The 12,899-nt window shown below is 40.0% G+C and carries 11 protein-coding genes; 4 read left to right on the top strand and 7 right to left on the bottom strand.

The window, feature by feature from the left end:
- Entirely contained in the window at positions 1-1,761 is a 1,761-nt protein-coding gene (locus E0Y80_RS16080; protein ID WP_156308697.1) for a RagB/SusD family nutrient uptake outer membrane protein, read from the top strand.
- 110 nt (positions 1,762-1,871) lie between these two features.
- Positions 1,872-2,948, top strand: coding sequence for a metallophosphoesterase (locus tag E0Y80_RS16085; RefSeq protein ID WP_231596076.1), 1,077 nt, complete (start codon positions 1,872-1,874; stop codon positions 2,946-2,948).
- Between the two features lie 73 nt (positions 2,949-3,021).
- On the opposite strand, the gene rplT is transcribed toward E0Y80_RS16085, so the two are convergent.
- The 4 genes from rplT to thrS form a co-directional block, all read right to left on the bottom strand.
- Positions 3,022-3,366, bottom strand: a complete 345-nt coding sequence (rplT, locus tag E0Y80_RS16090) for a 50S ribosomal protein L20 (protein ID WP_093098929.1) — start codon at positions 3,364-3,366, stop codon at positions 3,022-3,024.
- 100 nt (positions 3,367-3,466) lie between these two features.
- Positions 3,467-3,667: a 50S ribosomal protein L35 gene (rpmI, locus tag E0Y80_RS16095; RefSeq protein ID WP_094255093.1), complete on the bottom strand. Its 201-nt coding sequence runs from the start codon at positions 3,665-3,667 to the stop codon at positions 3,467-3,469.
- Positions 3,668-3,705: 38 nt separating this feature from the next.
- Entirely contained in the window at positions 3,706-4,269 is a 564-nt protein-coding gene (gene infC / locus E0Y80_RS16100; protein WP_231596077.1) for a translation initiation factor IF-3, read from the bottom strand.
- Between the two features lie 12 nt (positions 4,270-4,281).
- Positions 4,282-6,207, bottom strand: coding sequence for a threonine--tRNA ligase (gene thrS / locus E0Y80_RS16105; protein ID WP_156308699.1), 1,926 nt, complete (start codon positions 6,205-6,207; stop codon positions 4,282-4,284).
- A gap of 527 nt (positions 6,208-6,734) precedes the next feature.
- On the opposite strand from thrS, the gene E0Y80_RS16110 reads away from it, so the two are divergent.
- Positions 6,735-7,358 carry a 7-carboxy-7-deazaguanine synthase QueE gene (locus tag E0Y80_RS16110; protein WP_156308700.1) on the top strand — a complete coding sequence of 208 codons (624 nt, stop codon included), beginning with the start codon at positions 6,735-6,737 and terminating at the stop codon, positions 7,356-7,358.
- A gap of 180 nt (positions 7,359-7,538) precedes the next feature.
- Here the strand turns inward: E0Y80_RS16110 and E0Y80_RS16115 are convergent, their stop codons facing one another.
- The 3 genes from E0Y80_RS16115 to E0Y80_RS16125 are packed head-to-tail and all read right to left on the bottom strand — an operon-like array spanning position 7,539 to position 11,340.
- Positions 7,539-8,987, bottom strand: coding sequence for an arylsulfatase (locus E0Y80_RS16115; protein ID WP_156308701.1), 1,449 nt, complete (start codon positions 8,985-8,987; stop codon positions 7,539-7,541).
- 1 nt (position 8,988) lies between these two features.
- Complete coding sequence (locus tag E0Y80_RS16120; RefSeq protein WP_156308702.1) at positions 8,989-10,062, bottom strand: Gfo/Idh/MocA family protein; 1,074 nt, start codon at positions 10,060-10,062, stop codon at positions 8,989-8,991.
- A gap of 15 nt (positions 10,063-10,077) precedes the next feature.
- A complete protein-coding gene (locus E0Y80_RS16125) occupies positions 10,078-11,340 on the bottom strand; it encodes a Gfo/Idh/MocA family protein (protein WP_156308703.1) in 1,263 nt (420 codons plus the stop codon).
- Positions 11,341-11,454: 114 nt separating this feature from the next.
- On the opposite strand from E0Y80_RS16125, the gene E0Y80_RS16130 reads away from it, so the two are divergent.
- On the top strand, positions 11,455-12,720 hold the full coding sequence (locus E0Y80_RS16130; RefSeq protein ID WP_156308704.1) for a DUF819 family protein: 1,266 nt from the start codon (positions 11,455-11,457) through the stop codon (positions 12,718-12,720).
- The last annotated feature ends 179 nt before the right edge of the window (positions 12,721-12,899 follow it).

Raw genomic sequence — 12,899 nt, forward strand, 5'->3', positions numbered from 1 at the left:
ATGATCAAGACGACAAAATCAATTATAGGAATTAGCTTATTGTGCGCTGCACTCATGTCATCATGTGACTTGGACAGAATGCCCTTAGATGGACCTTCATCGGAAACATTCCCTTCCAATCAAAAAGAAGCTGAAATGGGATTACTGGGCGCTTACAAAGGTCTTACCTTATTGGATGCCTCTAGCACTCCAATCTGGCATGTCATGGACAACATTACCGATATTGGCTATGCTAGACCCGGCAATAATTACACCTCCCCAATCACCAGCTCTATTACAACTGATAATCCGCTTGCAACAAAACCTTGGGCAGCCCATTATAAAACAATCGGAAGGGTACATGATGTTTTGGATAAATTAGCTGAAATCAAAAATACAATGGCCGAAGCTGATTACAATAAAATTGACGGTGAATTAAGGTTTATCCGTGCATACTGTTATTCCCAGTTAATTGAACTTTATGGAGATGTTCCTCTTTTGAAAAATGCTTTAAAGTTAGGGGATGAACTTCCATCACGTGATCCAAAAACAGAAGTTGAAAAATTCATTCTTGATGAGTTAACAGCAATTGCAGACCATTTACCACAATCGCAAGCAGGCGTTAAGTTCTCAAGAGCTTCGAGCATCGCTGCCTATACATTAAAAGCTAGGGTTGCATTATATGCAAAACAATATAAAGTTGCTGCAGAAGCCGCGAAAAAAGCCATCAGCTTATCTAATGGAATCCATAGCTTAACAGAATTTGACCAAAGCATTGACATTGCCAATAAATCTCATAAAGAAGGTGAACCAGAGGTGGCAAACATCTTTGGACACAAAGGCTATGAAAGCAGTAAGGAATGGATTTGGGTAGTAGAATACAACCGCAACATTTCCGATAATGTCCACAACCAAGGATATTATTTGGCTTCAAGACTTGGAAAGGGAGTCTGCTATTGGGGACCAACCCAAAACTTTATTGATTCCTTCCAGGATTTGGATGGTCATTATATCACAGAATCCAGTACCTATAATCCTGCAAAACCTTTTGAAAACAGGGACCCTCGCTTGGACCTATACACCGTTCGACCTAACTCAAGATTTATGGGATTCCAGTTCGAACCAAATGCCTCATTTTCTAAAGTAAACAACTATTGGCCAGTAATCAATGGTACTTCTGAAAAACCAAGCTCACAGACCAATGCTGATGCAACAAATGCCTACCGTTCTTTCAGCGGATACCTATGGCGTAAGCATACCGATTTAGCAGATTTCGCTACAACTTCTGTATCCGGGTTCTCTGATCTTAATGTGGGTGTATTACGTTATGCTGAACTATTGCTGATTTATGCAGAAGCTAAAATCGAAGATAATAGTATTGATGCGTCTGTTTATGATGCCATCAATCAAATCCGCCAAAGAGCTAAAATGCCAAATCTTCCAACCGGTTTGAATCAGGTTCAGATGCGTACTGCATTACGTTATGAACGTAAAGTAGAACTGGCAAACGACGGCATGCGCTGGTACGACCTTCGTCGTTGGGGAATCGCAAACCAGGTCATGAATGGAAATATCTATTTGAACAGATTGGCCAATACCTGGGATACCAATGTATTGCTTAGAATTGACGAAAATGCAAACCCTGTGTATAACCACAGCATTGCCAGCAAATCCTTCGGTAGCCAACAGGTAGTTTATAAAGTAAATAAAGATGAATATTGGCCAATATCTGCACAAGAGCTTGATGCCAATAAAAACCTGAAACAGAACCCAGGTTATTAATTCGCTTACAATTCATACAAATACTTTAATTTCTCAAACGTGACCCGCCCAGGTCACGTTTGTTTTTAACGGACAATAATTTAAAATCACGCCCTATGAAAATTCTTAAAGTGAAACTTATAATAGGCCTTTTTCTAATAACCACATTTTCGAATTGCCTAGCACAAGAAAAGTTAAAATTCAAACAACCTAACCTCACAGATTCGAACTCATGGACCATGGTCCTCCTGCCTGATATCCAAAACTATGTCAAGTTCCAAAGAAACCAACCCATCTTAGATGTGATGATGAATTGGATCATAGAAAATAAAGACCGGATGAATATTGAAATGGTCATGTGCACTGGCGATTTGGTTGAACATGATGATATAATCAATCCGGACCCAAAGAAAATGGATCAAACAGGAAAACAACAGTGGGAAGCTTCGGCAAAAGCTTTTGCGAAGCTAGATGGGAAAATTCCATATATTACCGCAACAGGCAATCACGACTACAATATTTTTAGCTACACCCATAAGCCTAAGACAACGCATTTTCCTAATTACTTCTATCCGGAAAAAAACAGTGAAAATCAAAAATTATTGCGGGAAGTTACGGAGAACATCTATGGCAATCCCAGCCTTGAGAATGCCTCATACCAATGGGTATCTCCTCACGGCAAGCCATTTCTTTTCTTATCGCTAGAATTCGCCCCTAGGGACACCGTTCTTGCTTGGGCCAACCAAGTGGTCAACCTGGAAAAATATCGTGACCACAGCGTTATATTACTTACCCACGCCTACCTCAATTATCAAAATGAACATATCAAAACCGCGAAATATGACCTTCAGGATGCCAACTATGGCACGGCCGTATTTGAAAAACTAGTGAAACCATCAAAAAATATTGAAATGGTATTTTCTGGACACATAGGTGCAGCAAATGATATTAGAAAGCACATCGGTTTCAGAACAGATAAAAATTCCCAAGGCAAAATCGTCAGCCAAATGACATTCAATGCGCAAGCCTTAGGTGGCGGAACTTATGGCAGCGGAGGGGACGGTTGGATCCGCATCTTAGAATTCCTACCCGATCAAAAAACCATCAAGGTCAAAACCTTTTCTCCTTGGTTTGCCCTATCTAGCACTACGCAGGACCTGGCTTGGCGAACGGAAGATTTCGATGAATTTGAAATCAAACTCAACTAATCATTACAGCATAAAAAAAGCCATCCCGAACGGGATGGCTTTGTATACCTAACAAAATTGATGCGGTTTAAACTTATTTTACTGCGTCTACAACTGCTTTGAAAGCATCTGGATTGTTTAAAGCTAAGTCAGCTAATACCTTACGGTTTAAGCCGATGTTTTTAGCGTTTAATTTACCGATCAACTGAGAATAAGAAATTCCGTGTTGACGAGCACCAGCGTTGATACGTTGTATCCATAAGGCTCTAAACTCGCGTTTTTTGGTTTTACGGTCGCGGTAAGCGTACTGTAAACCTTTTTCTACTGTATTTTTAGCAATAGTATATACTTTGCTACGAGATCCGTAATAGCCTTTAGCTAATTTAAGGATTCTTTTTCTTCTTCTTCTAGAAGCAACTGCGTTAACCGAACGTGGCATAATTTTTAAAATTTAATTTGGTAATAGGCGTTACGTTTTTCAGTAATCTTACAACCCGATACCCGGTTAAAAAAATAGTGTTATTAAATGTTTTCTAAACTTATTTACCGATAGCAAGCATACGTTTAACGTTGCCCATATCAGCGTCATTAACATAACTAGTAGTAGTTAAGTTACGTTTTTGTTTAGTAGTTTTCTTAGTCAAGATGTGGCTTTTGAAAGCATTTTTTCTTGCTATTTTACCTGTTCCAGTCAATTTGAAACGTTTCTTCGCGCTGGAATTGGTTTTTACTTTTGGCATAATACTTATATAATTATTATCAATCTGTTAGATACATTTTATTTTTTAGGGCTGGCTTTCGGCGCTAATGTTAAGAACATACGCTTTCCTTCCAACTTAGGCAATAATTCTACCTTACCATAATCCTCTAATGCCTGTGCAAAACGTAACAACAAGATTTCTCCTTGTTCTTTAAATACGATCGCACGACCCTTGAAGTGTACGTAGGCACGAACTTTCTCGCCGCTCTCTAGGAAACGCATCGCGTGCTTCAATTTAAATTCGAAGTCATGCTCACTGGTATTCGGTCCAAAACGGATTTCCTTTATAACAGTCTGCTTTGCATTTGCCTTGATTTCCTTTTGCTTTTTCTTTTGTTCGTAAACAAATTTACTGTAATCAATAATTTTACAAACAGGAGGCGTAGCATTGGGAGAAATTTCAACTAAATCAAGCTCTAATTCATCAGCTAACGCTAATGCCTGACGCGTTGGAAATACCCCTTGTTCTACATTGTCACCAACTAAACGTACTTCTGGAACACGGATGTTCTCATTGATACGATGTTCTGGTTCTTTTTTTCTAATCGGGCCTCTAGGGCCGAAATTGTTACTTTTTGCCAAATGTTTTTTTAATTAAACAGTGATTTCTTTTATTAATAAATCTTTAAATTCTTCTGGTGTAATCGAACCTAAGTCCACTCCACCGTGTTTACGCACAGAGATTGTTCCGTTTTCCATCTCTTTCTCCCCTACAATCAACATGTAAGGCATTTTCTTCACCTCAGCATCACGGATCTTACGCCCAACTTTTTCGTCACGTAAGTCAATCAGACCGCGAATATCGGAATTATTTAGCGATTCCAAAAGTTTTTGAGCATATTCTTCATATTTTTCTGACACCGGCAGGATGATAAACTGCTCAGGAGCAAGCCATAACGGAAATTGCCCCCCGCAATGCTCGATCAATACGGCAACAAATCTTTCCAACGATCCAAATGGCGCTCGGTGGATCATCACCGGACGATGCTTCATGTTATCACTACCTGTGTATTCAAGCTCAAAACGCTCCGGTAAGTTATAATCTACCTGAATCGTTCCCAATTGCCATTTTCTACCCAAAGCATCTTTCACCATGAAGTCCAATTTTGGACCATAAAATGCAGCCTCGCCATACTCAACTACTGTTGGTAAGCCCTTCTCTGCCGCAGATTCGATAATCGCCGCCTCCGCTAGTGCCCAGTTCTCATCAGAACCAATGTACTTGGTTTTGTTTTCTGGATCTCTTAACGAAATCTGTGCTGTAAACTCATTAAACCCTAAAGCTCCAAATACATAGAGCACGAGGTCAATGACTTTCTTGAATTCTTCTTTTACTTGATCCGGACGACAGAACAAGTGTGCATCATCTTGAGTAAACCCTCTTACACGTGTTAATCCATGTAATTCACCGGACTGCTCATAACGATACACGGTTCCAAATTCTGCAAAACGAACCGGAAGCTCCTTGTACGAGCGAGGTTTTGTTTTGTAGATTTCACAATGGTGTGGACAGTTCATTGGTTTTAACAAGAACTCCTCACCATCAACAGGAGTTTTGATAGGCTGGAAAGAATCCGCACCATACTTCTCATAGTGTCCTGAAGTTATATAAAGCTGTTTATGGCCAATATGCGGTGTAATAACCGGCTCATAACCCGCCTTAATCTGTGCTTTTTGTAAAAAATCCTGCAACTTCTGTCTCAAAGCAGTTCCTTTCGGCAACCATAACGGCAAGCCCATTCCTACTTTCTCTGAAAATGCAAAAAGTTCCAGTTCCTTACCCAACTTGCGGTGGTCACGTTTCTTTGCTTCCTCGATGAATTTTAAATATTCAGTCAACTCAGACGCCTTAGGAAAAGTAACCCCATAGATACGAGTCAATTGCTTACGAGTTTCATCCCCGCGCCAATATGCACCAGCAACGTTGGTTAATTTTATAGCTTTAATAAAACCTGTATTTGGAATATGTGGTCCACGACACAGGTCCGTAAAGTTACCTTGTGAATAAAAAGTGATCTTCCCATCTTCAAGATCTTTGATCAAGTCCAACTTGTACTCATCACCTTTATCTTCGAAATAAGCTAATGCATCCGCTTTTGAGACTGCTTTACGTTCAAAAACTTCTTTTTGCTTCGCTAACTCCAGCATTTTATCCTCAATCTGCTTGAAATCATCAGACGAGAATTCGCGATCTCCAAAATCAACATCGTAGTAAAACCCTGTTTCAATGGATGGACCGATTCCAAATTTGACACCTGGATAAAGTGCTTCCAAAGCTTCTGCTAGTAAGTGTGCGGATGAATGCCAAAAGGTTGATTTTCCCTTTTCGTCATTCCAAGTCAATAACTTAACTGATGAATCTGCTTCGATAGGTCTTGAAGCATCCCAAACCTCACCGTTAACTTCTGCAGCTAGTACATTTCTAGCTAATCCTTCGGAAATTGATTGAGCAACCTGCATTGCAGTAGTGCCCTGTTCATACTGACGTACTGAACCGTCAGGAAGTGTAATGTTAATCATTTACAACTATGATTTATTGTTTGTATAAAAATGCAACCTTCGTCAATGTGTACAATTACATTGGATTATAAAGGTCACCTGAATTAATGCAATGCAAAATTACGGAAATTTTATGTCTTTTAAAAATGATGCGGCAAGCAAAAAAGTTTATTTTCAGTCATTTCACTAGGTTTTTTGTTGTAATTCAGTAATCCCAATGGGCCTTTTTTTTATTCTCTGGTTTTTGATAGAGTTTTACACCTGTTTTGGCTGTGTTTTGCTCGTGTTTTGCTCGTGTCTCATCCACAGCATGTCCAAAGGTCATCCGGCGCTCGTCCGCTTGTGAGCGGACGAGCGCCGGATTATGGCTGGATGAGGTGCGGACCAGACACGAGCAAAACACGACTGAAACCCGAGCAGAACCAAAGCTGGGCCTAATCAGGGCAAAATGACAGTAAACAGGGATTTAAGTCACCTTGAGGTCAGGCTTTGCGATTAATTCCATATCTCTTGTTTTTTTTCTAATTTTGCATCTCAAATTCAGAGACATGTCAAATCAAGTTCCAGAGGACGGCACCTATCTTCCATTGATGGAAGAGTTTTACACGATACAGGGGGAAGGATATCATACAGGGAAGGCAGCTTACTTTATCCGTTTAGGAGGTTGCGACGTGGGTTGCCATTGGTGCGACGTAAAAGAAAGCTGGGATGCTGAACTACATCCACTAACATCAGCAGATGTTATCGTTGAACACGCATTGCAGCATCCAGCAAAAACAGTTGTTATTACAGGCGGAGAGCCCCTACTATACAATTTAACTTATTTGACTCAAAAGCTTAAAGAGGCTGGAATCAAAATTTTTCTGGAAACATCAGGAGCCTATCCACTGACTGGTTATTGGGACTGGATATGTTTATCTCCAAAGAAATTCAAGGGACCAAGAGAGGATGTCTTGAGCGCAGCCGGAGAATTGAAGGTAATCGTATTCAACAAAAGTGATTTCCAATGGGCGGAAGAACATGCGAAATTTGTTGGCGCAAACTGCAAACTTTACCTGCAACCTGAATGGTCAAAAGCTGATGAAATGACCCCATTAATCATCGATTACGTGAAAGAAAATCCTAAATGGGAAATTTCTTTGCAAACCCATAAGTATTTGAATATACCGTAAGGGAGACAATAGACATTAGACATAAGACAAAAGAGCCTGGATGGTGGTTATATGTTTAAGACACTAGACAAAAGACATAAGATTAAGAGCCTAGTTGGTTTTTAGTAGGAAAAAAAAGACTTTAGTGATGAGCTAAAGTCTTTTTGTATTTGACAAGATTAAAATTCCAGTTGGCAAAATCTACTGTCTTATGTCTACTGTCTTATGTCTACTGCCTACTGCTTCCTGGAACGGAAAAATATCACTTTCAATTCTGGCTTCTGCCATGATTTTCTTGGCTTTCTGAACCAATTCTGGATGTTTTGAGGCAATATTGTTTTGTTCAGCTATATCGGTTGGCAGATGGTAGATTGCAATTTCTGCATTGGGGTCGTTTTTAGCATTCAACCGGATGGCTTTGTAATCGCCCATGCGGATTCCTTGCTTCCCTCCTTGCTCATGGAATTCCCAATACAAATATTCATGTTCCTTTTGACCTTTCTTTCCTAATAAGGTAGGTAAGAAACTAATGCCGTCGGTTTTTTTGATGGGCTTTGCCTGAGCCACTTCCAATAAAGTGGGTGCTATGTCCCAAAAAGCTGCAACATGATTTGACTTGCTGTTGGGTTTTATCTTAGCTGGCCACTGAACAAGAAATGGGGTACGGACGCCACCTTCATAGAGATCGCGTTTATTTCCACGGAAAGGTCCTGAGCTTTTAAAGAAGTCAGGGTCGGCCCCTCCTTCTCGGTGAGAACCATTGTCACTCGTAAAGATGATAATGGTATTCTCCAACATACCTTCCTCTTCCAAGGCAGAAACAACTTCACCCACCTGTTCGTCCAAACGAGTAACCATTGCCGCAAAAGTTGCTCTTGGCTTATCCTGCGAGGTATAACCTATACCTGCATTTGGTCCATAAGGGCTTCCTTTGAATGGTTTTTCCTCAAATTTACCATCAAACTTCTTGAAGATTTCATCATCCGGAACGATTAATTCCGCATGTGGCAATACAGTAGGAATAAACAGAAAAAGAGGAGCATCCCAATAATTATGGATAAATGTCAATGACTTTTTATGAATAAGATCCGGGGCGTATATTTCAGTTTTGGATAGGTTTTCATTAGCATCCAATTCTATTCTTTCCTCATTATCCCATAAATGCGTTGGATAATAGCGGTGAGATTGCCGCTGGCAGTTATAACCAAAAAACTCATCGAATCCTTTTTTCAAAGGATCACCTGAAGTGCCAACCATACCCAATCCCCATTTTCCAAACGCTCCTGTTTTATAGCCTGCATTTTTTAGTGCCATCGCAAAGGTTTCAATATTTTGGGCTAATGGTTCTTGACCTTCCGGGTTGATTTCTTTGTTCCCGCGAATATAGGTATGTCCAGTGTGCTGACCGGTCATTAAGGCAGACCGTGAAGGCGCACAAACTGGGGCTCCAGCATAAAAATCGGTAAATAAGATTCCTTTTTCAGCTAAAGCATCAATATTTGGAGTGCTGAATTTTTCTTGGCCATAGACACTTAAATCTCCATATCCCAAGTCATCAGCAAGGATCAGTACAATATTTGGTTTTTTGGATTGAGCAAAGACAATCAGGTTAAGAAAGATTAACCCAATCAATAAAGAGTATTTACGCATATTAAAGTTTTATTACCGCCCCTGTTTTAACGGATTCATCACAGGCAATTGCGATCTGAAGGCTATTGATAGCATCCTGCATGGACTTTTCCAAATTCAGATCCTGTTCAATAGCTTTTAAAAAGAAACGCTGTTCTCGATTACATAATTCCTGATGATCAGGTTCATCCGTAAGATCAATCCATTCATCTTTTTTAATAAATTCATTCTGCTCATCAATATCAGCATAATGCACTTTCAAGGACTCGGTTTTCGTGTGTGATTCTACAGAATCAGAATTGCCAGATTTCCCAGCCTCCTTTGCAACAATCGAGACACAGCCTTTGGGGCCGATAACATCTTTAACAAAGAATGCCGTATCGCTGATCATAGGTCCCCAACCAGCTTCATACCATCCGACACTTCCATCATCGAAACGAATCTGTAGCTGCCCATAGTTATAATTATCGGAAGGGATATCATCCGTTAACCTTGCGCCAATTGCCGACACAGTTAAAGGTTTCGCATTCGTCATTTGGCACATAACATCAATGTAATGCACGCCACAGTCAACGATCGGGCTTAGAGATTCCATCAAGCTGCGATGAACATCCCACATATAGCCGTGACTCTGTTGATTTAAATTCATACGCATGACTAGAGGAGCCCCCATTTTTTGAGCCACTTCAATGAACTTAATCCATGAAGGATGATGTCTCAAAATATAACCGACGACTAATTTTTTATTAGCTGCCACTGCTGCATCGATAACCCGCTGAGCACCCAGGACAGTATCCGCTAAAGGCTTTTCAATAAATACATGCGCATTTGCTTGAAACGCCTTAACGGCATATTCCTCATGAGTATCTGGATAAGTAGAAATACAAACCGCATCAGGTTTTGTTTCCTCCAAAGCCTGATAGTAATCATCAAACAATGGATAATTACTATTTAATTTTTCATTGAGTTTCGCTTTACTTTGTCCACGAGAGACTAACCCTACAATCTCAAACTCATCTATTTGATGATAGGCCGTAGCATGGGAAGCCCCCATATTACCACAACCCACCACTAAAATCTTAATCTTTTCTGCCATTTCTGCTGATATCCTTTATGAATTAGCTAATCCAGGTCTAGGAATTCTTGCAGAATCCACTGCCATTTCCCAACTATATTCATCGGAACTAGGTCCGTATGTTTTTGTAGAATTTTCAATTTCCTCCAAACTAATGATCTTTCCTGTATAAGCTGCCTCACGGGCCCAGATCGCCAATAAGGTAGAATCAGCCATAAAATCACCATCATTAATGATTTCCTTATTTTTTATTGCTGCAAAAAGCTCATCATGTTGGGTTTGGTACATATTATTCATTTTACCAGTAAATTTCCAAGGGTTTGCCCCTTTGATTTCATAACTAGATAAAACGCTGATATTCATATTTCCTTTGGTACCAATTGCTTCAACGGAGTTTCTTGGCTGGGTACCGTTCTGCTGCCTTCCGAAATGGAAACCCTTCAGGCCATCACCGTAGTCAAATTCAACAGCAAAATGATCGAAAACATTTCCGTATTTATCCCAAGGTTTGCTCTGTCGACCACCAGTACCAGAAACTGATTTCGGCAAGCCACGGTTCAACATCCAGTTCATAAAGTCGATACTGTGAACCGTCTGTTCAACGATGATATCACCCGAATAACGTTGGTAATAGTACCAGTTATATAGCTGGTAGGTCAGATCATTCCAATCTGCCTGTCTAGGTTTTTCAGTAAGCTCACCCCCAAGGCGAAAAGTACTGATGGCATAGATATCCCCAATTTCACCAGCATGCACTAATTTTGCCAATTCTCTATTTGGAGTTGAGTAGCGGAAGCAATAGCCAGAAACGACATTCAGTTTTTTCTCTTTTGCCAATTTCACAGCTTCACGCACCTTATGAACCCCCGGAACATCTACCGCCATCGGTTTCTCACAGAAGATGTGTCTTCCTTTGCTTACCGCTTCGGCAATATGGTCAGGTCTAAAGCAAGGTGGGGAAGCCAACAAAACAACATCTACATCAGAAGCGATCAGCTTTTTGTAGGCATCGAATCCTATGTATTTTCTTTTTTCCGGAACATTGACACGTTCCTTATGAGCTTCTTTTAAAGAAGCCAATGCTGTTTCCAATTGTGCAGGAAATATATCTGCCAATGCCACAATCTCAACATCAGGATCGGCTGTTAAAGCTTGAAAAGCCGCCCCAGTTCCACGTCCCCCACAACCAACTAATCCAACTTTTATTTTTTTCTTGAAATCTAGGTTTGTATTTGAGAGGTCTAAAGAAGTAGCACCAAGGATGATACCACCATTTTTAATAAAATTTCTTCGGTCCATTTCGTTTATTTTTGAACGATTCAGATTGATTTAATACGATTGATGTTATGTTATTTCAATAAATAATTGAAAAATTATCTATTTTCACAGCAAAATAACAATTATTACAATTTTATGCAAATAACCGATACAGAAGCCGGACCATTGATAGAAAATACGACGGTGGTCTTCGGTCTATTAATGACCATCTTAGGTTTGGTTTTTTACACCTCCAGCCTTTCAAACAAGTATGTAAAAGGTTTCTACAACATTATACCTCCCCTTTTACTATGCTATTTTTTACCAGGATTATTGAATTCCTTTAATATTATCGACGGCGAAAATTCGCCACTGACCACCATTGGTAGTCGTTATTTCTTGCCTGCCTGTTTAATTCTATTTGTATTAAGCTTAGATCTAAAGGAAATGTGGGCATTAAGAAAACGAGCGGGTCTGATGTTTATCACAGGAACAGTTGGTATCCTACTAGGGGGGCCATTGGCGGTTTATCTTACCTCTTTAGTAGCACCTGAAGTAGTTGGAGGTACAGGACCTGATGAGGTTTGGAGAGGCTTAGGTGCGTTAGCAGGTTCCTGGATTGGCGGAAGTGCTAATCAGGTAGCCTTAAAAGAAATCCTTCAGCCATCGCCAAATCTGTTTTCATCAATCATTGCAGTGGACGTTTTTGTTGCCTATATCTGGATGGCATTCCTACTTTATGGAGCCAGCAAATACAAGAAATTCGATAAATTCTTTAATGCAGATTCAGAAGATGTTGAGCATTTAAAGGCAAAAATGGATGAAAGGGTAAAATTAAATAGCCGTAATCCTGAAACGAAGGATTATATGCTTATGATTGCCTTAGCATTTGGCGGTACAGGTTTGGCTACATTATTAGCAGAGCCTGTTGCAAATTTTATGGCTACACATTATCCAGAGACAGAGAAATTCTCCTTAACAAACAACTTTTTTTGGCTAATCCTATTTGCTACCATATTTGGGATTTGCTGCTCCTTTACCCCTGCACAGAAATTGGAATATGCCGGTGCATCAAAAATTGGAACGGTCCTTTTGTATGTCTTGATTACGACCATCGGTATGCAGATGAATATCATGGCTATTTTAGGAAATCCAGGGCTGTTTATTGTAGGAATTATCTGGTTAAGTTTCCATGCATTGTTACTACTCATTGTTGGGAAAATTTTTAAAGTACCTTTCTTTTATTATGCGGTTGGAAGTATGTCAAATGTGGGCGGAGTAGCATCAGCATCCGTTATTTCAGCGGCATTCCATCCATCGTTAATTTCTGTTGGTGTAATTTTATCTGTATTTAGCTATGCAATCGGAACCTATGCAGGCTGGTTAACGGCGCTGTTAATGAAGATTGCGTCGGGGGTGTAGGGGGAGATAATAGACAAAAGACAATAGACAATAGACAATAGACTAAAGACATAAGAGCCGAGATAGTTGTCTTGAAAGTATGCTCAGCGACAGATCTCGATTTCTGCATGGCCGAAAGGAAATAGTTTCCAACGCTGAAGCGTTGGAATGACAAACGCTCTTTTTTTATTATGGGCGAT

Source organism: Sphingobacterium endophyticum (assembly GCF_009733535.1).
Lineage (GTDB): Bacteria > Bacteroidota > Bacteroidia > Sphingobacteriales > Sphingobacteriaceae > Sphingobacterium > Sphingobacterium endophyticum.

Coding starts and splice junctions, on each gene's coding strand:
- rplT (WP_093098929.1), bottom strand. CDS start 3,366: ATGCCACGTTCGGTTAACGCAGTTGCTTCTAGAAGAAGAAGAAAAAGA.
- E0Y80_RS16130 (WP_156308704.1), top strand. CDS start 11,455: ATGCAAATAACCGATACAGAAGCCGGACCATTGATAGAAAATACGACG.
- E0Y80_RS16115 (WP_156308701.1), bottom strand. CDS start 8,987: ATGCGTAAATACTCTTTATTGATTGGGTTAATCTTTCTTAACCTGATT.
- E0Y80_RS16120 (WP_156308702.1), bottom strand. CDS start 10,062: ATGGCAGAAAAGATTAAGATTTTAGTGGTGGGTTGTGGTAATATGGGG.
- E0Y80_RS16125 (WP_156308703.1), bottom strand. CDS start 11,340: ATGGACCGAAGAAATTTTATTAAAAATGGTGGTATCATCCTTGGTGCT.
- thrS (WP_156308699.1), bottom strand. CDS start 6,207: ATGATTAACATTACACTTCCTGACGGTTCAGTACGTCAGTATGAACAG.
- E0Y80_RS16080 (WP_156308697.1), top strand. CDS start 1: ATGATCAAGACGACAAAATCAATTATAGGAATTAGCTTATTGTGCGCT.
- rpmI (WP_094255093.1), bottom strand. CDS start 3,667: ATGCCAAAAGTAAAAACCAATTCCAGCGCGAAGAAACGTTTCAAATTG.
- E0Y80_RS16110 (WP_156308700.1), top strand. CDS start 6,735: ATGTCAAATCAAGTTCCAGAGGACGGCACCTATCTTCCATTGATGGAA.